Below are 24,286 nucleotides of genomic sequence, written 5' to 3'. Positions count from 1 at the left end.
CGGAAGGCCGTTTTTTTATAGGCGATCAGGCAGCGGGCGTTTCATGCAAATGACGCCACAGAATTTTCCCTTCTGCATCCACCACAAATAACACCGTCGAATAACGCAGTGTTTCCGGCTGGCCGGGCAACTGCTGGCGTTCCTGATACGCGACTACCGCGCCTTTTTCACTTTCAGCAATCACCACCGGCTTTTCGACCTCAATCTTCAGCCCGCTTTTCGCGCCCCGCTGCGCCCTGAAAAAAGCACACAATGCCGGATGATCCAGCCGGTGGCCGGTGATCGTTACCATCGAATAGGCCGGACTAAACCGCGCCAGCAGTTCATCACAAACCTGCCCAGGTGCAGCGGAGTCTGAAAACCAGCGCTGAATTAACCCATGCGCATCAAACACTTCTTTCACAAAACGATTCATAACTTTTCCTGTTGGTGTTCCTGTAGAAGCCGTTCCAGAATAATGGCGTGCCCCGGTAACCGCAGACACAACATGATGGGAATAATGACGCTGGACGCCGCAACGGTGAAACTCAGCGGATAGGCGAATGCCGGAACAGAAAGCTGCCAGGCACTCAGCATCACGCTGACCAGCGTCACGCCAAGACAAAAACTCAGCTGGCGGTTGATGTTCCACAGGGCGCTGGCGTCAGCCAGTTGTTCAGTACGGATATGTAAAAACGCAGCGCTTTGCGCCGTACTGCTGCACAGACTGCTGCCCGCCCCCATTAACGTAAACGCCGCGATTGCCAGCCACGGCGCTGCAGGAAACACACTGAGCAGCGCCAGCAAACCAATACCCGCGCCCTGAATCAGACAGCCCGGAATAAATAACGCCCGCGGCCCGAGCCGGTTAAACATTTTGCCGGTAAAACTGATGGCAGCAAATGACGCCAGTGACCACGGCAACATCAGCCCGCCCGACTGCGCCGCCGAGAAGTGGTGTTCATTCTGCAGATACAGCATGGCAATCAGGCTGACGCCGGTAAACACGCCGGGAATACACTGATAAATCAGCATGCCGGTGCGCAATAACGGATCTTTTATCAGCGTCAGATCCAGCAGCGGCTCAGGGTGTTTTCGCGATGCCCGTACAAACATCGTCATCAGCCCTGCACCGGCCACGAATAATGCACTGCCGCTCAGCCATTCACTGTTTTCGCCCAGAGATGTCAGCCCCCATAGCACCAGCGCCAGCCCGCCATTCAGCAGCGCAAATCCTTTCAGATCGAACCTCCCTGCCGGTTCACGCGGCGTTTGCGGCAGCCAGCACAGTGCCAGAACCCAGGCCAGCGACGACAGCGGCAGGCTGGCAATAAACACCCAGCGCCAGCTAAAACTGTCCACGATAATGCCGCCGAGAGCCGGAGACAGCGCCGGTGCCAGCAGCCCGACCAGCATGATCACCGCAGACAGCCGGGCGCGTTCATGGCTGCGGTACAGTGCATAAGTCAGCGTCTGCCCGAGCGGGATCAGCAATCCGCCGCCAAGCCCCTGCAAAACCCGCCAGCCAATCAGCGTGATCAGGCTTGCGGCGCCCGCTGCAGCGAGTGAGGCAAGCATAAAAATCGTCAGCGAGAGGATAAACACCCGCCGCGCACCGAAACGCCCCGCCAGCCAGCGGCTGAGCGGAATAACCAGTGTCAGCCCCAGAATATATCCGGTACTGACCCACGCCAGCGCGCTGACTGGTGCCTGAAATTCCCGTGCAATGCCGGGATACGCCACATTGGCGATAAACATGTTGATCAGATCAACGAAAAAACCGAGCAAATACACTGCGGCAACCCGCGCCCTGTGACTCATTCTTACGCATCCACAATGGGTAAAGGCGGGCAATGTAACGGAGAAGTTCTTACGGATAAACGGACGCGGTGCAGTTACACTGTCAAAATTATTTTGACAGTAAGGACGCACAGGATGCTGAATTTACAGCGGCTGGAGATTTTCGTCGCGGTGGTTAACGCAGGCAGTTTTACCGGCGGAGCAGTCTCCCTCGGGCTGACCAAAGCGGTAGTGAGTTTTAATGTGAAGCAACTGGAAAGTGAAACTGGCGTCGCACTGCTGACCCGAAGTACCCGGCGGCTGGCACTGACGGAATCAGGCGAACGCTTTTATCAACGCTGTCAGGATTTATTGCAGGAAGCCGAAGCGGTGCTCGACGACGTGCGTCGTGATCACGCTGGCCTGAGCGGTCAGTTGCGGATCACCAGTACACCGGAATACGGCGCGCGCGTGGTGGTTCCGGCGCTGGCGGCGTTTTCTGCACTGCATCCGCAACTGCGCATTCAGCACGTCGCCTCTTCACATCACGACGACCTGATCGCCGGACGTTTTGATCTGGCGATCCGTCTCGGCCAGTTGACTGATTCTAGTCATCACGCCGCCGCACTCGGGCGTTTCGGTATACTGCCGGTGGCATCTCCGGCCTTTTTGCGCGAACACGGAAACATCAGTACGCCGGACCAGTTGGCCGCAAGCCGGTGGATCGCTCACAGCCGTCTGCCGTTACCTATGAGCTGGCCGGTCACTGATGCTCAGGGAAAGCAAAACCCGTTTCGCGTGACGACGCCGCCCGCCATTGTGGCCGACAGCGCCTCGGCGTTGTTAGCCTTTGCACTGGCAGGTGCAGGCGTCGTGCTGTTGCCGGACTGGCTGGTGCAGCCGGAAATCGACGCACAGCGTTTATGCCATGTGCTGCCCGGTCACCGTTTTCCGCCACAGGGCATTTTCGCGCTGTATCCTAACACCCGTCACGTGCCTGAAAAGGTGCGAAGCTTTATTGATTTTCTGCAAAGCCGGCTGGCGGAGTTCCCCGCCCAAGCTAAGATTTAACTCAGCTCACGGGAGGAAACATTCATTATGATCATCGAGACATCACGGTTGCTGCTCCGGCCTGTTACGGCTGAGGATATTCCCACGTTTTTTGCTATTTACGGCGATCCGAAAACCAATCTTTTTAACCCGCGCGGGCCATTGCCGGACATCGCGGCAGCACAGGAAAAACTGAACAACTGGCTGAGGGAATGGCCGGATAATGGTTACGGGCACTGGGCCATTGCGCACAATCATCAACCGGATCAGATTATCGGTTTCGGCGGGCTGGGTATCCGTGAAGGCTACGAAAATCACCGTGTGTTTCTTGGCTATCGCTTTGCGACAACAGCGTGGGGAAAAGGACTGGCAACGGAGTTTGCCAGCACAGCGCTCAGCACCGGTTTTGAGAAACTGGGCATACCGCGGATTTCGGCTACCGTACGTGAAAATCATCTGGCTTCACAGCGCGTTCTGGAAAAAATCGGCATGCAGAAAGTGGGTTTTGAGGGCGATCCGCTCCATGGCACGGGCAGTTACCTTTACCGGCAGACCAACCCGCGCACAGTCAGCGGCCCATCGTTCAGCTGACATAAAACCACCTTGGGCGATCGTCCCCCGCCTGAGATCGGAAAATTCTGAGTCTCAGGCATTGCTAGCTTTTTTTTTCTAAAAATACCTGTACAACTTTCTATATCTTGTATAACTTTATAGTCACACAGGCAATCATTACTCACACATCTATTAACATAAGGGTTAATTATGCGTCAGAACAGACACAACGGAATGGCCCCGGACACGTCTCATTCCTTATACAGTCAGGTCTTTTCTGAAGAGGAAACAATGGGGCGCGTTGTTGTTGAAATTCTTGAGGCAGGAAAGAACCTCAATCGCAAAGCTTTATGTTCAAAACTTTTAAATCGTGTTGAAGCGGCTGGAAGTGAAGAAGAGGAAAAGCATTATATGAAGCTTATCCGTCTGGTACTTGAACGAGATTCATGATCCACCCTGATTAAGATTATAGTGCAAAGATTGGCTTCATAGCATTTCAGTTCGACATATTATGCGGGCTTGATTAATTCACAGCCTACCAAATTTTATGCCCTCAGGCGTAAAGTACCAACTCTGAACCTGAAGCTAATCTGCCCAAGAACTTTGGCCGGCATATATTCAGAGGCTGCTAATATGTACAGAAGTAATGAAGAAAGACTGACTGATAAGCTGATAGGTGAGGCCGTAATTTCCTTGCTTAAATCGAAGAACCCGATATCGACTGACAGACTCATCGCACAATTACAGTTTATGGCTGCAAGTGCTGACAACATAAATCGGAAAAGTGCCTGCGAGCGGATTATTAATGAGATCCGCCATGATCTGGCTGATAAACGTGCGCGAATTACCTACGAAGTGCGGGATGTCGATAATGTACGACACTTTTTCAATGCTGAAGGGCCGTCCGATGACAAGAAAAGACATTGATTCATCAAAGAATCATTCGCTAAATCAGGGTGATGCGATGAATTCAAACCCATCCCAGACGATGACAGATTCTGTTTATCACTCAGATGTTTATAACTATTTCAACAATGCGGGCGAACTGTTTTTGAGTGAAACCGAAGTGTTGGGTGCCGCTATTCGCGTCATTCTGGCCGAACAAGGCAAAGTGACAAATAAAGCCATTATATTGCACCTGATTACACAGCTTGAATGCACATCCGATGTGGTGCAGTTGGATATTCTGCGTAGTGCACTGGAAATGGTTGTGGGTATGACACCCGAAAATTCCGGCGTCTGATCCCGGCTGATTAGATTTATTATATTTAATAATTTCACGTTCATTTTTGAAAACCGAACGTGACTTCACTCATAAACAGCAAGTGCGGAGGGTATCAAAATGCAAGATGTGTCTTATACTCATGTCAAATTAGCTGATTATATTCTGACAGAAGACCCGGAACTTCTGGTCGGAAATGAAACTGTCATCCGTATTTATAATAATTTAAAAAATCGGAAAGAACGGGTAACCCATAAAGATATTATTCTTTACCTGATTCAAAAAATTGAGCAGGAAAGTGATTCGGGTAAACAGGATGTATACTTAGAGGCACTTGAATACGTCGTATACCGCACTCCTGATGATGATGTCGTATAATATATCACCTGCGTAGCGTTAAGACTTTGCGAATCAGCCGGATAAATATTTTATATTTGTCCGGCTGATTCATTTAATCTTACTGAAATCTTTTATCGGACTTTTGATATTTAAAGATTTCGGTTTGTTAACAGATATTCCTGCTTAACTTCCGGCCACGCGACAACCGGTGCTCCATTTAGCCTTGGTGAAGCAAACAGCGAGCCCTGGAAATTACACACCCCTGCCGCATCGAGCCACATCCATTCTTCTGCTTTTTCAACACCCGTCGCGATAACCGATATTTCCAAAGAAGAGCAAAACCTGATAATGGCCTGAACAATGGCCTGTTTGGGTCCGCTGGTATGAATGTCACAAATCATATTGCGGTCAATCATAATCTTTTCCGGCTGGCATTGAGTCAGCAACAACAATCCCGCTGATCCTGCGCCGAAATCATCAATCGCCAGTCGCATTCCTGAGGCTTTAAGCTGTTGCAACGCTGTAACGAAATTATCTTCGCGTGTCACGACGCCGTTCTCGGTGATTGCCACGACAATCTGCTCCGGAACCAGACCATGAGCAGTAATCTCATGAACTAAAAATCCGATAGCATCAGGTACCCGGACTAACGTCATAGGCAAAAGTTTGATTGTCAGCGTTTTGTCGCTGATCCCCATCTTCTGTGCCAGTGCAAAAGCCAGCTTTTTGGTTTTCAGGTCAGCTTCATAAATGGTTGTTCTGGAAAGCGCAGAAAAGTACTCCATCGGAGAACAGCCACCTGGACCGCACAGACGGGCTTCGTAAGAGGTAATCTCGCGACTCAGTGGATCAACAATGGGCTGATACGTAAAGCTGTAATCCTTCATCTCGGGAAAGATAAATCCTGCTTCAGGTTTCAGTGACTCATCGGCGATAAAAGACCAGGAATCCGCCGGAAGAATTTCGAGATAATTTTCCTTTTCACGAGCCTGTACAAAGGTGCACAAAAATTGAAGCGCGCGGTCTTCATAGGTCAGCCGGTATTTGGACGTCCCCTTATCCAGCACGGCCTGAAGGACAACATCTTCGTGATGGTGCCTGAGGTCAAAAAGTTCCATCCCCACATTACCGAAGCGGCGCGACGGCGCGTAATCACGCATGAGAACAACGACATTATTATGCCGCTGATCGCTGCAAATCGTATTATAAATAGCATCGACGGCCTCTTCCGGCCCTTCCAGCAACTGGAAAAAGTGCATTCCGTCAAAAAGCAGAATACCGGTAATACTGTTGCGTTCATTCCCGATGTTGGCTCGCGACACCATCTCTTCCAGAGAAGCAGGCAGGACAGAGTCACTGATGTGGCTGCGGTAGACGAGGGTTAAAAGCATTAAGAAATTCCAGGGCAGGCTTCAGTTATGAACCTCACGATAACAGAAATTTTATTTACGGAAAAATCTCAATTGATTATCTTCGCTAACATATTGTGGTGAAAAAATGCCGTGATGCTCAGGCCTGTGACCATTAAGAGTAATGGCGCGGTTGCCATTTTGGAGGATAATCGCTGACATTCTATTCATTTACAGGAAACAGGGCATGACTCAACAACCCGCACCAGAAGATTTTTACAGCGAAAAATACGGCCTGACCCGTACCCACTCAGAAATCATCAACGCCGCACAGCATGTCCGGCCGGGTAAAGCACTGGATTTAGGCTGTGGCAGCGGGCGTAACTCGCTGTATCTTAACCTGAAAGGGTTTGAGGTGACGGGCTGGGATAACAACGCCATAAGCGTCGCAAAAGTGAATGATATTATCGCGGCGGAATCACTGAATAACATCAATATCAGCGAAGCTGATCTGAACACGCACCGTTTCAGCGGTGAATATGATTTTATCTTTTCCACCGTGGTCATGATGTTTCTGCAACGCGACAGCATCCCGCACATTATTGAAGACATGCATGCGGCCACCAACACGGGCGGTTATAACCTGATTGTGGCCGCCATGGACAGCCCGGATTATCCTTGCCCGCTGCCCTTCCCGTTCACGTTCAAGCCGTCAGAACTGCGTGATTATTATCGCGGCTGGGAAATCGTGAAATACAACGAAGATGTCGGCGAACTGCATAAACGCGACGAAAACGGAGACCGTTACAAGTTGCGGTTTGCGACGCTGCTGGCAAGAAAAATCTGATATCCATCAGTCCTTCGCAGGCAAACCCTGCATAGCCTAGCTTTTCGACTAAACTTAAATTCCACCCAAAAAGGAGCACGATATGTCATCACAAGACTTTGATAAAGATCCTAGCCGTGTGGAAGATAAAGTAGAAAACACGGTTAACCAGTTTGCCGGTGAAGCGCAAAAGCAATTTGGAGATTTTGTTGACTCTCCGAAACATCAGCTTAAAGGTGCTGCACGCAAATACTCCGCGCAGGCGAGTGAAGCAGTTTCTGACGTGGCGGATAAAATCAAAGAAAATCCGCTGTCGGGATTGATTGCTGCCGGTGCGATTGGCGTGGTTCTGGGGCTACTTTTAGGCCGCAAATAACCGTCCGGGAGAAACAGATTTCTCCTACACAAATTATTAACAAAAAGAGGGTATGATCTTGTCTTCTGTAGCAATCTACAGATTATTCAGACATTCCCCTTGTAGCAAATCCAATACCCGTCTCCCCTGACGGGTATTTTTTCGCCAGCTTGCGTGAATCATTGCCCTTTACCGACCAGCTGAGCGGCTTTGACGAAAATTTCATCTTCCACACCGTCCCCTTTTTTACGCCCGAGCCGCCGCAGTTCATCAATGATGCTCTCCCGGTTAATAATCGTTCCGCTGGAAATTAACCCCATAACAGCCGCACCAATGGCCAGCCCGATCAGGCCTGTCTTTTCGCTTTCGTCCTTCATGATGACCCCGGTAAATTATTCGAATTTTTCAGATAACGCTCAGTATCTATAGCTGATGTAATGGCATTTGTCAGAATTCGGGCACAGCCGGGATCGCATTTTTCTATCAGGGTTAAGGGGGCTGGCATAGCCTGAGACGGAGAAATTCCGCCTTGTCAGCAGTCTGTAAAAGACCTATATTTAGACCGAAGCCTCGACAGGAGCAGTAAAACATGCAAATACAGACCATCAGCTTCGTGAAGAAGCATGCCGCTGCGCTTGATTTATCACAACCTATACTGGTCACTCAGAATGGTGAACCGGCTTATGTGATTGAATCCTATGAAGACAGGCAAAAAAGGGATGAAACCATCGCTTTACTCAAGCTGCTGACACTGGCAGAAAATGATAAAGCTGAAGGCCGGACATTGACGAGGGAACAGTTGTTAGCAGATCTCTACTGATGAGTCACTCATCTCATCGGCTCATTATTGGGATCAATTTATGTCTGCCACGAAAAGTAAAATTACGATTGAGTACCTGCAAACTGTAAAGCTATCCATTGATGAAATCGCTTCGTTCCAGACCTTACAGGGAAACGACCCTTTAAAGATCATCAACGCTGTATTAGATGAGTTTGAAACAAAAGTGAAAGTATTTCCTTTGTCCTGCCCGGTTTCACCTGATCTTGCAGCGCTGGGGATTATCAAGTATCGCGAATGCAGTACGTTGAGCGGTTATCGCATCATATATACCTATGATGAACCGGCAAATTTGATCTCTGTCTATGTGCTGCTTTCGCAGCGGCAAAATGTTCAGGCGCTGCTGTTTAAAAAGCTGATCATGGGCTAACAACGCAAAAGCCACGCAAACATCGCGTGGCTTTTTTCAGCGCGTCATCCTCTGTTAAATCATCAGTTTTCCAGCTGGTACGTCAGCGTAATCTCGGCTTTCAGAACCTGTGAAACCGGGCAGCCAGCTTTGGCTTTTTTGATGATTTCATCGAATTTATCTTTATCGATGCCTGGCAACTTCACTTTGCTGTCGAGCGCGATTTTGGTGATCGCAAAGCCGCCATCCACTTTATCGAGTGAAACATCTGCGACAGTATCGATGCTTTCCGGCGTGTGCCCCGCTTCGCCGAGCATCAGCGAGAGCGCCATGGAGAAGCAGGCTGAGTGCGCCGCGCCAATCAGTTCTTCCGGGTTAGTGCCTGGCTTACCTTCAAAGCGGGTGTTGAATCCATAGGGTTGTTCCTTCAGGGCACCGCTTTCAGAAGAGATGTAACCTTTACCGTGTTTAATATCGCCTTCCCAGTGTGCCTGTCCTTTCTTATGAATGGTCATATTTTCCTCCGGTTTGCATTACATTAACGTTAAGTATAGCTTCTGATCGGTGATCCGCGAGGATGGCCGGGCTATGCGGTCTGCGGGTAACTTTTCTATAAATCACAACAAAATAGATAACCGAGGAATAAAGCATGTTTAAACCGCAAGATGTTGTTCAGTCCAAAACCGGCGGCCCGAAAATGATCGTCCGTCGTGTTGAAGGCGACACGCTGTGGTGCTCGCGTACGGACGACTTTTCTGCCACTGAAATTGAAGTAAAAGCCGACACCGTGGATCTGTATCACGAAGACGGCGATTTTGGCGTGTGCTGATCACTCCATCAATTTATCCCTCAAGGCTGCCACGGTGGCCTTTTTGTTTTCGTCAGATTGCCAAAAAGCACAACATGAATTAATATTCGATATTATTAAATAATAATTCACGAGAACAATGATACATGGACGCCAGCATTCCGGTAGAGAAACAGTTTCAGGCCTATAACCACCACGATCTCGATGCCTTTTCCGCCTGCTACAGCGAAGACTTTACCGCCTATCGCATGCCCAATATGCTGCCTTCCTTAGAGGGGAAAGACGCACTCAGAACGTTCTATAAAAACCACCGGTTCAACAACAGCGCATTACGTGCTGAGCTGATCTCACGAACCGTGCTGGGCAATAAAGTATTTGACCATGAAATGATCTACGGAATTTATGAGACCCCCGTCAACAGCATTGCCGTGTTTGAAGTCGAAAACGGGCTGATTAAGACAGCCTGGTTCTATTTTGAATAATCATGCATTTTTTGTGACTGGAAGTATTCATTGGTTGCGGATGGATATCCTCAATCATAATTTCCAATTATGTAAAATTCTGAATATAGTGGTCGGAAATTACTGAGAATAATCTGATCAAGGGACCGGCCATAATGAATAAGCCTTTTGCGTGGATGTCTGTGTTTGTTGCCGCCGCATTTTTAAGCGGATGCGCGCAGCCAACAGTTAAAAACACTGAGCAGGATCAGTCAGCACTGAATACCCGTTGCTACAGTGAGTTCAGGGCACTTCAGACGCTGGATAAACAAGCTTTCAATGTTTATAAGCAACAATTTAGTCAGCTCAACGACGCATATGCAGTTTATAAAACCAATGCTTCGCTGATTAACAAAGACTCCAAAGAAATGTTTGCGCTTGAATTAAAAGATAAGCAGACACTTATCTGTGCCCGAGTTAAAAGCGCCGTGTTCAATAACATGAATCAGCGTTCTCAGATGCTCAACGATATTTAACAGAATCAGACATTGAATCCTGGGATTTTATAATCTCAGGATTCAATGATTGCTCTACCATCCCGCCCGCATTACCAGCCTTTCACCGCATCCCCGTGATAGATAGCGTCCGCCGCTTTCACTGTCGCATCCGTCTGATAAGCCTCAACCAGCTCCTTCACGGCCTGGCTGTCTTTGTTATCTTCACGTGCCACGATGATATTCACGTAAGGTGAATCTTTATCTTCGACAAACAGGCCATTTTTGCCCGGCGTCAGCCCGACCTGTCCTGAATAAGTGGTATTGATGATCGCCAGTTCAATTTTGTCGTCATCAATGGCGCGTGTCAGTTGCGGCGCTTCGATCTCAACAATTTTGAGATGCTTTGGATTTTCAATGATATCCAGAGACGTCGGCAGCAAACCTACGCCCTCTTTCAGTTTGATCAAACCTTCTTTTTGCAGCAATAACAGCGAACGTCCAAGGTTAGTCGGGTCATTAGGCACCGCAACCTGCCCGTTATCACTGAGCTGATCAATGGATTTTATCTTGCGGGAGTATCCTGCAATCGGATAGACGAAGGTTTTCCCCACTTCCACCAGCTTGTAGCCGCGCTCTTTGATCTGCTTATCCAGATAGGGACGGTGCTGGAACGAATTTACATCAATGTCGCCGCTGCTCAGCGCCGAGTTTGGCAACACGAAATCGTTGAAGGTCACGACTTCCACATCAAGGTTATATTTGTCTTTGGCGGTCTTTTTGATGGTTTCCCACATCTGTTGATCGATACCCGCGCTGATACCCACTTTAATGTGGTTTTCCTGCGATTTTTGATCACAGGCACTCAGCGCCAGTGCGCCCACCAGAGATAATGCCAGAACTGAAAATTTTAGTGTTATGCGCATAACGGTTTTACTCTTTCCGTGAATAATTAAAAGGTTGAAACAGCATCGCTGAAGATCTCAGTGTTTCAAAGCCTGTCGGGATGCGCAAATACGAAAAAGAAATAACCTAGAGCGGGAATGCTGCCGGAACCCGCTGTACGCAGGTTCCGGCAGGAGGATTTTCTTATGTGGAAAGATTTCCTGATCTTAAACCGATCATTTGCCCGCTGCGTGTAATACCGCAGGTTGCGGGCGGGACAGGAAAATGGTGATGCCCGCCAGCAATGTCAGCACACCGCCGAGCAGGAAGGCACTGCTTACGCCCGCGCTGTCAGCGAGGATCCCGCCGAACAATGCGCCCAGCGCCAGCGACGTCTGGAAGACACACACCAGCAACGCCGAGCCGGTTTCAAACAACGCAGGCGACGCCTGATACGTCCAGATATTCAGACACACCGGCAGCGCACCAAACGCCAGTCCCCAGAGGATCACCAGGGCACAGGCCAGCGCCAGCGGCACCGGGAACAGCGACAACACCAGCACCGAGGCGCTGAGCAACAGCATATTGAGCATAAACGCTTTCTTTACACCGAGCTCACGGACAGTAATTTCCGTGGTAAGCGTGCCTAATAACCCCGCCACACCGTAGCCCATCAGTAACAAAGAAATATTGCTGGCTGAAAGATGCAGGCTAAACCGCAGCCACGGCTCGAGGTAGGTATACGCCGCGAAATGGCCGCCCGCCATAAATACGCCGATGATCAGCGCGTAGCGGATCCCCGCGACTTTCGTGACGCTGAGCATCGCACGCAGGCCGATAGAGTGTTGTGCCGGCAGCGAAGGCAGCGCCAGCCATTGCAGCACGAAAAACGCCAGCGCCAGCACGGCGTTAAGCATAAATGCCATGCGCCAGCCGAACAGATCCCCGATAAAGGCGCCCGCCGGTACACCTGCGACCGTGCCGACCGCCACGCCCGCAGTGATCAGCGAAATGGCCCGGGCGCCCTGCTCCTCTGACACCAGCCGCCGCCCGGAAGGAATAGCAAATGACCAGAAACCACCGACACCGATGCCCAGAATTATGCGTCCGATCAGCAGAATGTTGAACGACTGAGCCATCACGGCGATACCGTTGGCCACGATCACCGTCGCAGAGAGCAATAATAATAAGGTGCGGCGATCCATTTTTCGGGCAAACAGCATGATCAGCGGCGCAGAAATCGCGGCAACTAAACCGGGCAACATCACTGCCAGACCGGCATGCCCTTCAGTGACACCCAGAGATTGCGCGATGGGCGACAGTAAACCGATCGGCAGAAATTCGGTATTAACCAGCGCGAAGGTGCCGCAGGCCAGTGAGAAAACCGCCAGCCAGCGGCGGAATGCAGAAGTTTCTGGCCGGGTGTCCAGCGATGAGCACTCAGTCATTTTATGATCCTTAGCAAGGTGAATTATTTCGAAGGTGTTGTTTTAGTATTTGAACGTAATAAACGTGATCACCATCACAGGGTCAAGCCCTTTTCATAATGAATGCCAGGGTATTTCTTATGCACCTGCCAGATAAGCCAGTCTCCGCCTGCGATGCAGGCTGCAGAGGCGCGCGGAGGTTCAAACGGAAAAGGCACATACAGATAACGCGGACAGGAAATGACTCCACATATAAGTATGTTGTAACTAAATTGCAGAAAAAGAGATCAACCGCCGGATCCGGCGGCGAATAACGTGACGGGGAAAGGGCGTTTCAGGGTTAATGCGACACAGATTTAGAATAAAGCTGGATGATCATAATGCCGACAGCGATGCAGCCCATGCCAATCAGCGCCGGAGTATCAAGCCGCTGTTTGTAGATGAAGAATGACATGGCCGAAACAAGGAAAATCCCCATGCCTGCCCAGATAGCGTAGGCGATGCCGATATTCATCACTTTAACGACCTGAGAAAGTCCATAAAAGGATATGGCATAACCGACGACCACAATGACGCTCGGCACTAACCGGGTGAATCCATCAGACGCCTTCATCATGGTCGTCGCCAGTGTTTCAGCGCAGATAGAAACAGCAAGGATGAGATATATTTTGAACATAAGACCTTCTCAATATGAGATTTATAAAAATAAAACATTACCCCACAGAGTCTTACATTAAACCGTCTTAACGGCAATCATGCCGGGTTTTACTGTTGTCATAAAAATAACCGGGTACGAATACTCCGCATGGCCGGAAATTATTATGTCAGCGCCCTGTCACAACGCCGGTGTGCTTCTCCCGCTTTATGATTTTCTTCTTTTATTGCAGGCGCAATTTCAAGCAAATCTTTCCTGATACGGCGGATATCATGTCAGTTCGAAGTTTTTAAAGTGGCGAAACCAATGACTATTTCATCGACAACGAAAGAATTTATACTCTCATGCTTAGAGAAAGTGGGTGTTGACAATAGAAAGTTGGCGGCTATTGCACAGGGAGCTGATATCTACGGGCCTGAAGGGTTACTGGACTCAATCCATTTAGTGGGCTTTATCGCAGAGATGGGCGAATGGATGGAAGCCAGAACCGAGGTTTCCGGGAGTTTTTTTGATATCCTCGATGGCGATCTTTTCGAAAACTTCAAAAATATCAATCAGATTGAATCACTGTTATCCCGGAGGTTTAGCGATGTCAGCTTTTCCTCCTGATAGCCAGTTTATCAGTACAGAAAAAATCGACGACATTCCTTATCAGCGTCTGGCTGACAGGGTGCCGACGCCGTTTTATGCCTACAGCGCCTCGCAAATAAAGGCCGACTTTTCAGCATTAAAAAAGTCACTTCCGGATGAGATTCATTATTTTTATTCGCTCAAAGCTAATCCCAATAAAACACTGGTTCAGTTGTTAAACCGGGAAGGAACAGGTTGTGAAGTGTGTTCTCTGGCAGAACTGGAAACAGTGATAAGTCAGGGTGTGCCCCCGGAGGATATTATTTTTGTGGGTCCCGGAAAATACATTGCTGAATTAACCCAATGTTGTCGCATCGGTATTAAAGCTGTCGTCATCGAATCCATTGAAGAAATAAAACTTCTGAATGATATTGCTGCCAGCATGGGCGTTATACAAACCATCGCCTTGCGCATCAACCCTGAGTTTACGGGCGAAAAAGCCAAACTGGTGATGAGCGGCAAACCACGGCAATTTGGCATCGACGAACAACTTTTACCGCAGGCATTTGCCTGTGTCGCACAACAGGAAAATTTACGACTGGCGGGGATCCATATTTATCTCGGTACACGGATCCTCGACTGGCAAGCGCTGGCTAAAAATACCCTGAATATTCTGTCACTGGCGGGATCTTTGCAGGAGATCTACAAGGTCGATTTTGATTTTGTCGATGTCGGCGGGGGTTTTGGCGTCAGGTATTTTGATAAAGAAAAGCCACTGGATATTGTTGCGCTCGGTGGCGCGTTAGCGCCCGTTATCCGCAATTATCATGACAAATTTCCGCGCTGTAAGATCATCGTCGAACTGGGCAGATATCTGATTGCCCGTGCAGGCATTTTCGTCACCCGCGTTAATTATCTTAAACCCTCCCGGGACGAATGGTTCGCGGTGTGTGATGGCGGAGCCAACTGTCACGGCAGCGCCGCTGGCATCAACTCGCTGATCCGGCGTAATTTTCCGATGGCCCGTCTGGGTGAAACCCGTGCCGGGACACAACATCGTTATCAGGTCACCGGCCCGCTTTGTACCCCCACCGATATATTAGGTGAAAACATTATGCTGGCGGAACTGCATCCGGGCGACCTGATCGGCATCGGACATTCAGGCGCATACGGGGCCAGTGCTTCACCCGTCAACTTTTTAAGTTTTGGTCATCCCGCCGAAATTCTGGTGGAGAAAGGTCAGGCTTTCCTTATCCGAACCGCAGATAGCATTGAGACATTACTGGCACCTCAGATATGTCAGCCTTTATCTGTCGGAAATGCCTGAGGAATCTGTATGTCTCTGGAATTTTCAGCCTCCAATATTCTTTGGCATGAGTTTGAAAAAAATAACAATCCTTCTGCTACGGTGGAGAGTGAACAACTGGATAAAGTTAAAAGTTTTGTTAACGCTTTTTTTCAGTCACATTCCCGCACATGCGAAGCCCAGCTTCAGCCCGTCTCCCGTTGGGTTAACTCTCAAAACCTGACATTCACGACGATGCTCAAAAAACTGGTGACCCAGTTGGAAGAGCAGGCGCTGGTCAATGACCTGGATCTGGTGGTACTGACCCACTGGACCCCCGATGCTGAAATTGGCGCTTCAGTGACCAATGCCATTATTTATGAAACCGGTTCTCATAACGCTTTTGGTATTGCCATCAGCGATCATGGTTTAAGCAGTGGATTTGTCGCGTTGCAAATCATTGAAGATTACCTGGAAGATATCAGCGGGGACAAACGTCCGCGTAAAGCCCTGCTGATGATGGCAGATCAGGATGCCATTCTGTATGACAGCCCTTATCTCGCCAATTTCCACCCTGCGGCCAGTTGCTGTTTGCTCCTTTTACAAAGCAACGCGACCCACGAACCCCATAAGGTCGCCGGTAATATTACCTTTAAAAATTATCAGAAAACCTCGCTGCCGGTTTCAACGGCGGACATTTATCCCCTGCTTTCCACGCTGAAGATGTTCAGTGCCGCTGAAAACGCATTGCCGCTGATTATTCTGACCAGCAAATCGTTTTCACAGGTTCTGCAACGGGATGCCAACTTCTCGGGTGTCAGGATAGAAACCTGGGACGATGCTTTACTGTCTTCAGCACCCTGGGTGTTATTAAAAAAGCTCGCTCAGAAAAATACGCGGTTCTTATTAATGATGCCGGAAGGGAAGAATATGATCTTCGCCAGTTTTGTGATGGAGAGCTGAAGGTGTATATCCATGCCATCACAAGCCTGATAGCTCCGGTTCTTACCCCGCTCTCCCTGCTGGAAAAAAAATACCGCTGGGGTGAACGGAATCATAAAATTTTTAGCCGTTTTCATAAGATGCAATCTGCCAGTCTGTTTGCTGATGAAACATTGCCGGATCTGCTCTCCGACCTTCTGCAAAAATTACGCGCTGAATGCGACCCCGGTTTATTTCGCCAAATCCGCTATGTCGCGTGGGCGCATTCTCTGCACGCCACAAGCCCGTTTGACCGGATGGAAGAACTGTCCACGGTATTTCAGACGTTTTTTGGCGACCAGGAGATCGAATTTTTTTCTGCGACACAGGCTTCCTGCGCTTCAGGTCTGGTGAGTTTGAAATATTTGCAGGCGAAAATGCGCGCCGCACAGCAGAACACTCTCTCTGAGAATTGTGGCTCTGAGAACCAGGCCTCTGTCTGCGGGGTGCTGATCACCGGTGAAAAATGTTTTCACCGCACGGTGCAATATGTCGATCAGAATGGTTATTTTGGCGAAGCCTTTTGCGCCACGCTGGTTGGCATGGCCCCTTCTCCTCATTCGCTGCATCTGCGCGCACTGCATTTACAACAACTCGGGGCTTATGGCACGCGGATGCGGGAAACGGATCGCGAAAGTGAAAATGCCTATGACCACGCATTTTTGCCGGTGATGACCGAAACCATTCAAAAAACGCTGGCGGGCGCGGGACGTAAACCGGAAGAACTCAGCGCCGTGCTCCCTTACCACATCAGCCCGGTGACCTTTGACCGCCTTGCCGATCGCAGCGGATTTAGCCGGGACATCGTATTCCGCCATAACCTCTACACGCTCGGTCACTGCTTTTGCAGCGATGCGTTTCTCAATATCAAAAGCCTGCTTGCCTGTGGGGATAATGCCGTCAGAGCGCGGTGCATTCTGGCTCTGGCCTCAGGCGTGGCGGGCACCTTTGGCGCAATGGTTCTCGAATCAGACAATGAGGATATTCCATGAGCACAACCCATTTAACGCAGTGGCTGGCCCGTGCTGCACAGGCTTTTCCCGAGAAAACCGCCCTGGTTGCCGGTGATGAAGAGATAAGCTGGTCAGCACTGTTCCAGCGGGTCATGAAAACGGCCACCTGTTTGCAACAGCATCACATTAAACGGGGCGATCGGGTGGTGGTCTGGCTGCCGAACAGTATCGACTTTGTGGTGTGCTTCTGGGCGGTTCAGCACCTGCAAGCCATTTTTGTCCCTCTTAACCCTGACACGCCCGTCGCGCGCGTGGGCTGGATATGCAACAACGCAGAAGCCAGTTTGCTGATCAGCAGTGCAGATCAGGCGGATGCGCGGGTCACGGCTAGTGCAGATCACGCCCCGTATCCGGTGCTGTTTGACAAGCCGGGCACAGAAAGTCTGAGCCGCCCGGCGTTACTTTCATTACAGCAGATCGCGGCGCAGGCAGACGTCACACCGCTTGTGCCGGAAGACGCGCTGGATATCGATCTGGCCTGCCTGATTTACACATCCGGTTCCACCGGAGATCCGAAAGGCGTCATGCTGACCCAGCGCAATATGTTGAGCGCGGCGACATCCGTCAGCACCTATCTGGATCTGAGGGCAAGCGATCGGATTTTCTGCACGATCCCGATGAGTTTTGACTACGGGCTTTATCAGGCCATAATGGCCACCAGAGTGGGCGCGACGCTGATTATCGAAAAAGATTTCAGCCGTCCGTTGTTTGCCCTCAAACAACTGGTGAAACAGCGGGCATCGGTTTTGCCGATTGTCCCCACCATGCTGGCCCTCATTGCCCCTCTGGCAAAACGTTATGATTTTTCATCCGTGCGTAAAATCACGAATACGGCTGCCGCGTTGCATTCCAATGATATTGATACGCTGATTGCCCTGTTCCCTCAGGCTGAAATTTTCTCTATGTACGGGCTGACGGAATGCCATCGCTGCACCTGGCTTCCGCCAGCGATGTTGTCGACACATAAAGAGAGCGTCGGTTACGCCATCCCGAATACCGAACTTTGGGTGGTGGATGACAACGGTGTCCCGCATCGCAGCAATGCCACGGGCGAGCTGGTTATTCGTGGCGCGACGGTCATGCGCGGTTACTGGCGCAATGAAGAACAGACGCAAAAGAAATTACGTCCCGGCCCGCTGCCCGGCGAATCAGTGCTGTATACCGGAGACATCTGCCGGCTGGATGAACGTGGCCTGCTTTATTTTGTCGCCCGCAAAGATGACATTCTGAAAACCAACGGCGAAAAAGTGGCGCCGCGGGAAGTCGAAGGCGTGCTCAAACGCATCCCCGGGGTCGGACAGGTAGCGGTGATTGGCGTCCCTCATGCCATTTACGGTGATGAGATCGTCGCCTGTATTGAATGTGTGACGGCGCCCGATATTGCCCTGCTCAAAGCCTTCTGTCAGACCCATCTCGAAAGCTACAAGCGCCCTCACCGCTATTATTTCAGTGAGGCGTTACCCAAAAATAATAACGGAAAGATTGATCGTAACCGGCTGCCTGAACTCCTGTTACAGCGCTCCCATGATGTTCAACGCGAATCCGTAAAATCATAAGGAAATCATTATGTTTACTTCAACAATCATTGAGGCCATCGGCTTAGTGCTGGAAAGTTCTCATCTCTCAGAACTGCATGCAGAAACACATCTGGAACGCGATTTAGGCTTTGAAAGCGGGCTGTATATTGAACTGATTATGTATCTGGAAGAGAAAGTCGACGGGCTGATCCTGGATCCGGCCACGCTGGAATTTGAGCATTTTGAAACCGTGGGCAGCTTATCGAGATTCATTCAACTGCAACTCGCGAACCGGGCTGCCTGAATGGAACAATGGGCAGAGGTTATCGCGATTTTCATGCGTTTCCGGCACCGGCCCGAACTTGCCTGGTGCCATGATACACACCGTCGCGATTATGCCACGCTGAGTCAGCGCGCAATGGATCTCGCCGTGCAGATCCGCCAGCATCAGACAGACACTGACCGCCATGTAAAACCGGTGCTGGTATACGGGCATAAGTCGTTCGATTTTATTGCCGCCTGGTGGGCATGCCTGCTCTGCGGCTGCCCGGTGGTGCCCGTTGAATCGGATAACAGCCCGGAACGGGTGGAGAAAATTGCGCTCACCCTCGGCGCAGCTCTGCTGCTGAATACGACGGCGACGCCGGTTCAGATGAACGCGGTCAGGGTACTCAACACGGCGGAAATTAACGGACCTGTCTGTACGGATGCCACACTGCATGCGCTGCTGAGTGAAAGCCGCCAGCGTTTGCAGCATGTCCCCGGCGAACCGCTGGCTTACATCATGTTTTCCTCCGGCACCACCGGCGAGCCGAAAGGGATCCAAATCACCCTGCGCAATATGGTGAATTTCATTCACTGGATCCGCGAAGATTTTCCACTGGACGGTGCCGTCACCGGCAATGTTCGCTACTGCTTTGATGTTTCCTTATTTGAAATCTGGTTAGCCTGGGTTTTCCTGCAACCGCTGTCGGTGCTCGATCACCGCGAACTCATCAGCACCCGCAAAATGATTGCACAGCATGCAGAAACCGGTGTTGTCTGCTGGGTATCCACGCCTTCGATTATCCGCCTTTATCTGCTGGACCCCACGTTCAGTGCCGCACAACTTCCCCTGCTCCGGCGGTTTATTTTTTGCGGTGAAACACTGACAAAAGACATCGTCACACAGCTATGGACACGATTTCCCGATGCCAGCGTGATAAACACCTATGGCCCGACGGAATGCACGGTTGCGGTGACCTCGGTGCTTATTACACCTGAAATGATCAGCGACCCGCTACCCTTGCCGATTGGCGCGGCCAGACCGGGCGCGGTACTCAGCCTGCACGGACAGGAAAGTGACAGCGGCAGGAGCGAGCTGTTAATCAGCGGCCCCTGCGTCGGGCCAGGCTACCTCAATGCACCGCTGAAACAGCAAACACAGTTTATCCGCCATGCCGGGCAAAATGCCTATCTGACCGGTGATATCGGCCAGGCGAAGGGAGATTGTTACTATTTTCTTGGCCGCGAGGACGGGGAAGTCAAGATCCAGGGACACCGCATCGATCTCTATGAAATTGAGCATTTCCTGCGTAGCCAGAATCTCGTGTCGGATGTCGTTGCAGTGCCTTTTCTACGCAAAGGCAATGCCGAGGCTATCCAGGCCTGCGTGATCCTCAATGATTCCTGCACGCTTTCAGCGCTGGGCCACGCGATGCAGGCGCATTTCCCGCCGTGGTCGATCCCCCGTTACTGGTATGCCATTCCTCATACTATTTTGAATCATAACGGAAAACTCGACCGCAGCGCGGCGCGTGATCTGGCACTGGATAAAGGGGAGAAATATGTTTTTATCGCAAATCAGACCGCTGTTTGACCGGCTTCGCAACCGCGATGACGCCATCGCGCTGATTAACCAGCAAGGCACCTACAGTTTTGCTGAACTGGGCGCACGGACGGCCGCCATCGCCCATTTTCTTACCCCTCTGGCGGGTCGCAATGTGCTGATCTACGGTCATAAACAACTCGATGCGGTCGCCGCTATTCTGGCCTGCATCAGTAAAGGCTGTTGTTTTACCTTTGTGGATCAGGCAAATCCGCCGTCCAGAATTGAAAAAATAGCCCGGATGACGCGCACGGAAGTGCTCATCACCACCCTGCCGCACCCCCTCGCCGGGCTGGAGCAATGGCCGCAGTGTGTCAGTGCTTCACTGGCAGACATTTCTCCTGCAACGCTGCCCGCTGAACCATCATTAACCCAATCTCTTTTCTATATCCTTTCCACCTCGGGCAGCACCGGTGAGCCTAAAGGCGTTATGGTCAGTTATGACAATTTTGCCGCTTTCAGCGCGTGGTTCGCACCGCAAGTCACCGGCGGAACGGACAAGGGCTGCCATATTAATCACGCCTGTTTTTCTTTTGATATGGCGATCCTCGATCTCATTCCGGTTCTCAGCCGCGGGCAGACCGTGCTGATGCTGGATCATTGCAATAATGTTTTGCCCCGGCAAAACATCAGGCTGATGACAAGAGAGCCAGATGTGGCCGTCACCAGTTGGTTTTCAACACCCAGTTTTGCTGAACTCATGCTTAAAGACGCGCTGTTCAGCCACGTTAAGTTCCCCGCCCTGAAGCGTTTTTATATCGGCGGTGAACGGGTTGCGCCAGGTTTGATCACACAGTTACAGACGCGTTTTCCGTCGCTTGAAGTGATGCACGCTTATGGCCCGACCGAGACAACCTGCGTGACGCATACGCATCTTTTGTCCCAGCCGCTACACCATCAGGCGGGGTTATTGCCGCTGGGCAAGCCGCAAGGGCTGAACCGCATTCGCATCGTCGATGCGGCCGGTCATCCGGTTTCTGCCACAACGGTAGGTGAAGTCAGGCTTTACGGCCCTCAGGTTTCACAGGGCTATCTGCCGGAGGATCACCCCCGCAATCAGGCTTTTGCTGAGGATGAATGGGGTCGCTATTACGCCACGGGCGATCGCGGTTTTGTCGACGAAAATCAGTCACTGTTTATTTGCGGCAGAGATGACGGACAGTTTAAGTTGCATGGCAATCGCATTGAGCTGGCAGAAGTAGAATCCGCCGTGTGCCGAAATGCCAACGTGATCCAGTGCTGTCTGGTACCGCTCGAAGAACAGGGAAAAGTGACCGACCTGCAACTGTTTGTACAACTGCATGATGACAATGCGCTGCAGCGGCAAGCCTTACGCCATTTCTTGTCCGGGCAGCTACCGGGATACATGATCCCTAAACAACTGGTCTTTTGCCAACACTTCCCCCTGACATTGCATGGCAAAATAGACCGGCAGGAACTCGTCCGGCAATACGCGGTTTCTGACAGTTTTTAATCGACATCCTGCAATCACATATAAAAAATCCAGCGTAATTGCTGAGAAAATACCCGGCATCAATTTATCTTCATGATGATGAAGGCCATATAATTTTATGACGGGTTAACGGGGTTATCATGCGTTTCGATCATACCGGTTATGTCGTATCAGATACCGATGCAACCGTCGCGGCTATTAAACTCTTTTTCCCCGTGACCGTCAGGTATAAAGAACAGATTCATGCTCAGCGGGTGTTAATCACGTTGCTGTCCACGGCAGAGGGAAATAACCAGATCGAGCTGGTTGAACCATTGCCAGATAATATTCATCTGCAAAGCATGCTGGATAAATCAGGCAAGTCATCCCTGCCTTATCATATTTGTTTTGTTGTCGATGATTTTGACCAGCAATATCAAACCATGAAATCCGCAGGCTGGATGGTATTAACGCGCCCGTTTCATGCCTTTAATAATCATCACCGCGCCAGCCACCTTTATCATCCTGATGCCGGAATCATCGAAATCATGTCGGGGTCGCTATGAAATCATTTTACGATCACCCATCAGACGCGGATTTTTTCACGCCGGATGCCCAGGCGCAGGCGATTGCCGATAAGCTCCGCCAGATAACCTCGCCGGACGACACGCGGGCGGTCATCAGCCAGTGGTCGCAGGCTGCGGCGTTTAATCTCCTCGGCGTGCCCGCTGAATACCCGTCACACAAGCCACATCTTCAGGCTTATCAGCACATCCGTTTGACTGAGCGCTACCGGCTCTATGAAAAAGTGGCCTTTATCTCCCCGATACTCATGTTTTCGGCTCCCGGCCCCGGCATGGCGGCTTTTGCCGTCTCCGGGCTGGGGACAGAACAACAACAGGATGCTTTTTTTAGCCGCTTTCAGCAGACCTTAAGCTGGTCTTGTTTTGCGATGACTGAACCGGCGCAGGGAAGCGATGCAGGTGCCATGGAAACCACGGCGTCGCCGGTTGACGGCGGGTATCTGCTCTGCGGGAGAAAAATGTTCATCGGCAACGGCATGATTGCCGATACCGGTGTGATATTTGCCCGCACAGCACCCGGACCTCTGGGTATTAATGCTTTTATTTTTAATCCGCAGTCAGCAGAAATTTCCCGCTACGCACTGGAATTAAACGGGTTGAAAGGCACTAACCTTGCGCACATGCAGTTTGATGATCTGTTTATCCCTGAAGCAGACATGTTGGGCAGGCATCTGAAGCCGACGGAGCGGTTTGCAAAATCCGCCATCGCCACATTCGATGCCCTGCGTCCTTGCGTCGGCGCGCTGGCGCTGGGTGTCGCGCGGCGCGCACTGCACGAATGGCAACATGAGCGGCGACTGACACCTTCGCAGTCTGCCTGGCTGTCGCAGATGGAACGCCGCTGGCTGGTGGTCTATCACCACGGGCTGCGGGTCTGCCAGCAAACCGAAGATAAGCTTGCGCCGGAAAATCATCCCGGAATGGTAAAAACCAGTTGCGTGATCCTGGCGGAAGAGCTGATTTGCGGACTGATTCACCGTACACCGGCCAGAGATATGCGTCTGCTAAACACACTATGGCAGGCCTTCCGGGATGTGAAAGCCTTTGAATACACTGAGGGAACGCGGCAGATCCACCGTTTAAATCAGGGGTTTTCCCGGCCGCAAGAGGTGAACACATGCCTGTAACCGTCACCTTGCTCGGTCAGGGCACGATAACGGTTCTCACCCGCAGCCAGGCCGTCACACCGGACAGCCGGCATTTCATTGCTTCAGAACTTTTGGCGACAGAACACAGGGCGGCGGGCAACTGGTATCATCACTGGCCTGAAGAGGATTGCGGAAACCGTCTGCATGCTAAAGCCCTGATCACGCTTTGCCAGCACCATGTTCTCTCCTCTACGGAGAGTCTGCTGGTCTACGATTCACGGTATCCGGCCGCACGCGGCGCCACCCCTTTACTGCAAAGTTTGCTGTGCCACTGCCCGGAATTTTCCGAAGCCTGGGGGATTTGCAGTGGCCGTTTTGATCCCGGTGAGGCGTACAGGCTGGCTCAGACCCTGATGCAGGAGGAATGCCGCTTACTTTATCTCTACGACCCGATACAAAGGCTGAGTCAGGATCCCACGCCTCAGGAGTCAGAATTGCACTATCTGATTTTCTCGGCACGGATGTTGAGAAAGTAATGGATAATTTGCTGGTTTCGCTGACAGATAAGCTGTCAACCCCGGCTGTTTTTCCGATGCGTCCCT

32 protein-coding genes are annotated in these 24,286 nt (G+C 50.8%); 24 read left to right on the top strand and 8 right to left on the bottom strand.

The annotated features are described in order from the left end of the window. Positions 1–25 precede the first annotated feature (25 nt). Positions 26–415 (bottom strand): hypothetical protein, encoded by a 390-nt coding sequence (locus tag ABIC79_RS15685; RefSeq protein WP_013577919.1) that lies wholly within the window; start codon positions 413–415, stop codon positions 26–28. After that, positions 412–1,800, bottom strand: coding sequence for an MFS transporter (locus tag ABIC79_RS15680; RefSeq protein ID WP_119262395.1), 1,389 nt, complete (start codon positions 1,798–1,800; stop codon positions 412–414). Before ABIC79_RS15680 ends, ABIC79_RS15685 begins: the two co-directional genes overlap by 4 nt. Positions 1,801–1,914: 114 nt before the next feature. Here ABIC79_RS15680 and ABIC79_RS15675 point away from each other — a divergent pair, with 114 nt between their 5' ends. The 6 genes from ABIC79_RS15675 (at position 1,915) to ABIC79_RS15650 (ending at position 4,960) form a co-directional block, all read left to right on the top strand. Then, on the top strand, positions 1,915–2,829 hold the full coding sequence (locus tag ABIC79_RS15675) for a LysR family transcriptional regulator (protein ID WP_037033142.1): 915 nt from the start codon (positions 1,915–1,917) through the stop codon (positions 2,827–2,829). A gap of 27 nt (positions 2,830–2,856) precedes the next feature. After that, on the top strand, positions 2,857–3,399 hold the full coding sequence (locus ABIC79_RS15670) for a GNAT family N-acetyltransferase (RefSeq protein WP_112151505.1): 543 nt from the start codon (positions 2,857–2,859) through the stop codon (positions 3,397–3,399). Positions 3,400–3,570: 171 nt separating this feature from the next. Then, a complete protein-coding gene (gene ycgZ, locus ABIC79_RS15665; protein WP_013577923.1) occupies positions 3,571–3,810 on the top strand; it encodes a regulatory protein YcgZ in 240 nt (79 codons plus the stop codon). Positions 3,811–3,993: 183 nt separating this feature from the next. Then, positions 3,994–4,287 carry a hypothetical protein gene (locus ABIC79_RS15660; RefSeq protein WP_013577924.1) on the top strand — a complete coding sequence of 98 codons (294 nt, stop codon included), beginning with the start codon at positions 3,994–3,996 and terminating at the stop codon, positions 4,285–4,287. Then, a complete protein-coding gene (locus ABIC79_RS15655) occupies positions 4,268–4,603 on the top strand; it encodes a biofilm/acid-resistance regulator YmgB/AriR (protein ID WP_223510022.1) in 336 nt (111 codons plus the stop codon). The genes ABIC79_RS15660 and ABIC79_RS15655 overlap by 20 nt, the downstream gene beginning before the upstream one ends. 99 nt (positions 4,604–4,702) lie before the next feature. Beyond that, on the top strand, positions 4,703–4,960 hold the full coding sequence (locus ABIC79_RS15650) for a biofilm development regulator YmgB/AriR family protein (RefSeq protein WP_014416580.1): 258 nt from the start codon (positions 4,703–4,705) through the stop codon (positions 4,958–4,960). 110 nt (positions 4,961–5,070) lie between these two features. Here ABIC79_RS15650 and ABIC79_RS15645 read toward each other — a convergent pair whose 3' ends face one another. Further along, entirely contained in the window at positions 5,071–6,312 is a 1,242-nt protein-coding gene (locus tag ABIC79_RS15645; RefSeq protein ID WP_112151504.1) for a diguanylate phosphodiesterase, read from the bottom strand. Between the two features lie 205 nt (positions 6,313–6,517). Here ABIC79_RS15645 and tehB point away from each other — a divergent pair, with 205 nt between their 5' ends. After that, complete coding sequence (gene tehB, locus ABIC79_RS15640; RefSeq protein ID WP_014416582.1) at positions 6,518–7,117, top strand: tellurite resistance methyltransferase TehB; 600 nt, start codon at positions 6,518–6,520, stop codon at positions 7,115–7,117. An 82-nt stretch (positions 7,118–7,199) separates the two neighbouring features. Further along, positions 7,200–7,472 (top strand): ElaB/YgaM/YqjD family protein, encoded by a 273-nt coding sequence (locus ABIC79_RS15635; RefSeq protein ID WP_013577929.1) that lies wholly within the window; start codon positions 7,200–7,202, stop codon positions 7,470–7,472. Positions 7,473–7,630: 158 nt separating this feature from the next. On the opposite strand, the gene ABIC79_RS15630 is transcribed toward ABIC79_RS15635, so the two are convergent. After that, the gene (locus ABIC79_RS15630) at positions 7,631–7,828 is read right to left on the bottom strand and encodes a hypothetical protein (RefSeq protein WP_013577930.1); all 198 of its coding nucleotides are present in this window, start codon (positions 7,826–7,828) and stop codon (positions 7,631–7,633) included. A gap of 212 nt (positions 7,829–8,040) precedes the next feature. On the opposite strand from ABIC79_RS15630, the gene ABIC79_RS15625 reads away from it, so the two are divergent. Further along, complete coding sequence (locus ABIC79_RS15625) at positions 8,041–8,271, top strand: type II toxin-antitoxin system prevent-host-death family antitoxin (protein ID WP_013577931.1); 231 nt, start codon at positions 8,041–8,043, stop codon at positions 8,269–8,271. Positions 8,272–8,311: 40 nt separating this feature from the next. Further along, on the top strand, positions 8,312–8,659 hold the full coding sequence (locus tag ABIC79_RS15620; protein ID WP_014416584.1) for a type II toxin-antitoxin system RelE/ParE family toxin: 348 nt from the start codon (positions 8,312–8,314) through the stop codon (positions 8,657–8,659). 62 nt (positions 8,660–8,721) lie between these two features. Here the strand turns inward: ABIC79_RS15620 and ABIC79_RS15615 are convergent, their stop codons facing one another. After that, complete coding sequence (locus ABIC79_RS15615; RefSeq protein WP_013577933.1) at positions 8,722–9,153, bottom strand: OsmC family protein; 432 nt, start codon at positions 9,151–9,153, stop codon at positions 8,722–8,724. A 134-nt stretch (positions 9,154–9,287) separates the two neighbouring features. Between ABIC79_RS15615 and ABIC79_RS15610 the strand changes: the two genes are divergently transcribed. The 3 genes from ABIC79_RS15610 to ABIC79_RS15600 all read left to right on the top strand — a co-directional run bounded on the left by ABIC79_RS15610 (position 9,288) and on the right by ABIC79_RS15600 (position 10,422). Next, positions 9,288–9,467, top strand: coding sequence for a GDFGVC terminal motif YodC-like protein (locus ABIC79_RS15610; protein ID WP_013577934.1), 180 nt, complete (start codon positions 9,288–9,290; stop codon positions 9,465–9,467). Between the two features lie 125 nt (positions 9,468–9,592). Then, positions 9,593–9,928 (top strand): nuclear transport factor 2 family protein, encoded by a 336-nt coding sequence (locus ABIC79_RS15605; RefSeq protein ID WP_014416585.1) that lies wholly within the window; start codon positions 9,593–9,595, stop codon positions 9,926–9,928. A 155-nt stretch (positions 9,929–10,083) separates the two neighbouring features. Then, positions 10,084–10,422 carry a YuaE family lipoprotein gene (locus ABIC79_RS15600; RefSeq protein WP_225444951.1) on the top strand — a complete coding sequence of 113 codons (339 nt, stop codon included), beginning with the start codon at positions 10,084–10,086 and terminating at the stop codon, positions 10,420–10,422. 71 nt (positions 10,423–10,493) lie between these two features. On the opposite strand, the gene metQ is transcribed toward ABIC79_RS15600, so the two are convergent. From metQ to ABIC79_RS15585, 3 genes are all read right to left on the bottom strand, one after another. After that, a complete protein-coding gene (gene metQ / locus ABIC79_RS15595; RefSeq protein WP_121019838.1) occupies positions 10,494–11,306 on the bottom strand; it encodes a methionine ABC transporter substrate-binding lipoprotein MetQ in 813 nt (270 codons plus the stop codon). A gap of 195 nt (positions 11,307–11,501) precedes the next feature. Continuing rightward, a complete protein-coding gene (locus tag ABIC79_RS15590) occupies positions 11,502–12,713 on the bottom strand; it encodes an MFS transporter (protein WP_013577938.1) in 1,212 nt (403 codons plus the stop codon). A 319-nt stretch (positions 12,714–13,032) separates the two neighbouring features. Further along, entirely contained in the window at positions 13,033–13,368 is a 336-nt protein-coding gene (locus ABIC79_RS15585; RefSeq protein ID WP_013577939.1) for a DMT family transporter, read from the bottom strand. 285 nt (positions 13,369–13,653) lie between these two features. Between ABIC79_RS15585 and ABIC79_RS15580 the strand changes: the two genes are divergently transcribed. The 11 genes from ABIC79_RS15580 (at position 13,654) to ABIC79_RS15530 (ending at position 24,220) form a co-directional block, all read left to right on the top strand. Beyond that, positions 13,654–13,956, top strand: a complete 303-nt coding sequence (locus ABIC79_RS15580) for a hypothetical protein (protein WP_013577940.1) — start codon at positions 13,654–13,656, stop codon at positions 13,954–13,956. Beyond that, positions 13,937–15,244 carry a type III PLP-dependent enzyme gene (locus tag ABIC79_RS15575; protein ID WP_014416587.1) on the top strand — a complete coding sequence of 436 codons (1,308 nt, stop codon included), beginning with the start codon at positions 13,937–13,939 and terminating at the stop codon, positions 15,242–15,244. The genes ABIC79_RS15580 and ABIC79_RS15575 overlap by 20 nt, the downstream gene beginning before the upstream one ends. A gap of 9 nt (positions 15,245–15,253) precedes the next feature. After that, positions 15,254–16,165, top strand: coding sequence for a hypothetical protein (locus ABIC79_RS15570; RefSeq protein WP_014416588.1), 912 nt, complete (start codon positions 15,254–15,256; stop codon positions 16,163–16,165). Between the two features lie 119 nt (positions 16,166–16,284). Beyond that, positions 16,285–17,175, top strand: a complete 891-nt coding sequence (locus tag ABIC79_RS15565; RefSeq protein ID WP_223510018.1) for a beta-ketoacyl-[acyl-carrier-protein] synthase family protein — start codon at positions 16,285–16,287, stop codon at positions 17,173–17,175. Continuing rightward, positions 17,172–18,752 carry a class I adenylate-forming enzyme family protein gene (locus ABIC79_RS15560; RefSeq protein ID WP_354567701.1) on the top strand — a complete coding sequence of 527 codons (1,581 nt, stop codon included), beginning with the start codon at positions 17,172–17,174 and terminating at the stop codon, positions 18,750–18,752. Before ABIC79_RS15565 ends, ABIC79_RS15560 begins: the two co-directional genes overlap by 4 nt. Positions 18,753–18,762: 10 nt before the next feature. Continuing rightward, positions 18,763–19,017 (top strand): phosphopantetheine-binding protein, encoded by a 255-nt coding sequence (locus tag ABIC79_RS15555; protein WP_013577945.1) that lies wholly within the window; start codon positions 18,763–18,765, stop codon positions 19,015–19,017. Continuing rightward, a complete protein-coding gene (locus ABIC79_RS15550) occupies positions 19,018–20,571 on the top strand; it encodes an AMP-binding protein (RefSeq protein WP_354567699.1) in 1,554 nt (517 codons plus the stop codon). Further along, complete coding sequence (locus ABIC79_RS15545; protein ID WP_354567697.1) at positions 20,540–22,054, top strand: AMP-binding protein; 1,515 nt, start codon at positions 20,540–20,542, stop codon at positions 22,052–22,054. Before ABIC79_RS15550 ends, ABIC79_RS15545 begins: the two co-directional genes overlap by 32 nt. A 119-nt stretch (positions 22,055–22,173) precedes the next feature. Continuing rightward, a complete protein-coding gene (locus tag ABIC79_RS15540) occupies positions 22,174–22,578 on the top strand; it encodes a VOC family protein (protein WP_013577948.1) in 405 nt (134 codons plus the stop codon). Then, positions 22,575–23,723: an acyl-CoA dehydrogenase family protein gene (locus ABIC79_RS15535; RefSeq protein ID WP_112151497.1), complete on the top strand. Its 1,149-nt coding sequence runs from the start codon at positions 22,575–22,577 to the stop codon at positions 23,721–23,723. The genes ABIC79_RS15540 and ABIC79_RS15535 overlap by 4 nt, the downstream gene beginning before the upstream one ends. Then, the gene (locus tag ABIC79_RS15530; protein ID WP_119262390.1) at positions 23,714–24,220 is read left to right on the top strand and encodes a hypothetical protein; all 507 of its coding nucleotides are present in this window, start codon (positions 23,714–23,716) and stop codon (positions 24,218–24,220) included. Before ABIC79_RS15535 ends, ABIC79_RS15530 begins: the two co-directional genes overlap by 10 nt. The last annotated feature ends 66 nt before the right edge of the window (positions 24,221–24,286 follow it).

The sequence above is a fragment of the Rahnella sp. 2050 genome (assembly GCF_040544515.1).
Lineage (GTDB): Bacteria > Pseudomonadota > Gammaproteobacteria > Enterobacterales > Enterobacteriaceae > Rahnella > Rahnella aceris.
This window is presented reverse-complemented; position numbering and strand designations above follow the sequence as displayed.

Bases quoted from the DNA above. Each gene is read 5' to 3' on its own strand.
- ABIC79_RS15660 (WP_013577924.1), top strand. From the start codon at position 3,994: ATGTACAGAAGTAATGAAGAAAGACTGACTGATAAGCTGATAGGTGAG.
- ABIC79_RS15550 (WP_354567699.1), top strand. From the start codon at position 19,018: ATGGAACAATGGGCAGAGGTTATCGCGATTTTCATGCGTTTCCGGCAC.
- ABIC79_RS15535 (WP_112151497.1), top strand. From the start codon at position 22,575: ATGAAATCATTTTACGATCACCCATCAGACGCGGATTTTTTCACGCCG.
- ABIC79_RS15610 (WP_013577934.1), top strand. From the start codon at position 9,288: ATGTTTAAACCGCAAGATGTTGTTCAGTCCAAAACCGGCGGCCCGAAA.
- ABIC79_RS15635 (WP_013577929.1), top strand. From the start codon at position 7,200: ATGTCATCACAAGACTTTGATAAAGATCCTAGCCGTGTGGAAGATAAA.
- ycgZ (WP_013577923.1), top strand. From the start codon at position 3,571: ATGCGTCAGAACAGACACAACGGAATGGCCCCGGACACGTCTCATTCC.
- ABIC79_RS15555 (WP_013577945.1), top strand. From the start codon at position 18,763: ATGTTTACTTCAACAATCATTGAGGCCATCGGCTTAGTGCTGGAAAGT.
- ABIC79_RS15625 (WP_013577931.1), top strand. From the start codon at position 8,041: ATGCAAATACAGACCATCAGCTTCGTGAAGAAGCATGCCGCTGCGCTT.
- ABIC79_RS15590 (WP_013577938.1), bottom strand. From the start codon at position 12,713: ATGACTGAGTGCTCATCGCTGGACACCCGGCCAGAAACTTCTGCATTC.
- ABIC79_RS15615 (WP_013577933.1), bottom strand. From the start codon at position 9,153: ATGACCATTCATAAGAAAGGACAGGCACACTGGGAAGGCGATATTAAA.
- ABIC79_RS15680 (WP_119262395.1), bottom strand. From the start codon at position 1,800: ATGAGTCACAGGGCGCGGGTTGCCGCAGTGTATTTGCTCGGTTTTTTC.
- ABIC79_RS15650 (WP_014416580.1), top strand. From the start codon at position 4,703: ATGCAAGATGTGTCTTATACTCATGTCAAATTAGCTGATTATATTCTG.
- tehB (WP_014416582.1), top strand. From the start codon at position 6,518: ATGACTCAACAACCCGCACCAGAAGATTTTTACAGCGAAAAATACGGC.
- ABIC79_RS15580 (WP_013577940.1), top strand. From the start codon at position 13,654: ATGACTATTTCATCGACAACGAAAGAATTTATACTCTCATGCTTAGAG.
- ABIC79_RS15620 (WP_014416584.1), top strand. From the start codon at position 8,312: ATGTCTGCCACGAAAAGTAAAATTACGATTGAGTACCTGCAAACTGTA.
- ABIC79_RS15655 (WP_223510022.1), top strand. From the start codon at position 4,268: ATGACAAGAAAAGACATTGATTCATCAAAGAATCATTCGCTAAATCAG.
- ABIC79_RS15570 (WP_014416588.1), top strand. From the start codon at position 15,254: ATGTCTCTGGAATTTTCAGCCTCCAATATTCTTTGGCATGAGTTTGAA.
- metQ (WP_121019838.1), bottom strand. From the start codon at position 11,306: ATGCGCATAACACTAAAATTTTCAGTTCTGGCATTATCTCTGGTGGGC.
- ABIC79_RS15560 (WP_354567701.1), top strand. From the start codon at position 17,172: ATGAGCACAACCCATTTAACGCAGTGGCTGGCCCGTGCTGCACAGGCT.
- ABIC79_RS15585 (WP_013577939.1), bottom strand. From the start codon at position 13,368: ATGTTCAAAATATATCTCATCCTTGCTGTTTCTATCTGCGCTGAAACA.
- ABIC79_RS15645 (WP_112151504.1), bottom strand. From the start codon at position 6,312: ATGCTTTTAACCCTCGTCTACCGCAGCCACATCAGTGACTCTGTCCTG.
- ABIC79_RS15540 (WP_013577948.1), top strand. From the start codon at position 22,174: ATGCGTTTCGATCATACCGGTTATGTCGTATCAGATACCGATGCAACC.
- ABIC79_RS15600 (WP_225444951.1), top strand. From the start codon at position 10,084: ATGTCTGTGTTTGTTGCCGCCGCATTTTTAAGCGGATGCGCGCAGCCA.
- ABIC79_RS15685 (WP_013577919.1), bottom strand. From the start codon at position 415: ATGAATCGTTTTGTGAAAGAAGTGTTTGATGCGCATGGGTTAATTCAG.
- ABIC79_RS15565 (WP_223510018.1), top strand. From the start codon at position 16,285: ATGCAATCTGCCAGTCTGTTTGCTGATGAAACATTGCCGGATCTGCTC.
- ABIC79_RS15630 (WP_013577930.1), bottom strand. From the start codon at position 7,828: ATGAAGGACGAAAGCGAAAAGACAGGCCTGATCGGGCTGGCCATTGGT.
- ABIC79_RS15545 (WP_354567697.1), top strand. From the start codon at position 20,540: ATGTTTTTATCGCAAATCAGACCGCTGTTTGACCGGCTTCGCAACCGC.
- ABIC79_RS15605 (WP_014416585.1), top strand. From the start codon at position 9,593: ATGGACGCCAGCATTCCGGTAGAGAAACAGTTTCAGGCCTATAACCAC.
- ABIC79_RS15670 (WP_112151505.1), top strand. From the start codon at position 2,857: ATGATCATCGAGACATCACGGTTGCTGCTCCGGCCTGTTACGGCTGAG.
- ABIC79_RS15530 (WP_119262390.1), top strand. From the start codon at position 23,714: ATGCCTGTAACCGTCACCTTGCTCGGTCAGGGCACGATAACGGTTCTC.
- ABIC79_RS15675 (WP_037033142.1), top strand. From the start codon at position 1,915: ATGCTGAATTTACAGCGGCTGGAGATTTTCGTCGCGGTGGTTAACGCA.
- ABIC79_RS15575 (WP_014416587.1), top strand. From the start codon at position 13,937: ATGTCAGCTTTTCCTCCTGATAGCCAGTTTATCAGTACAGAAAAAATC.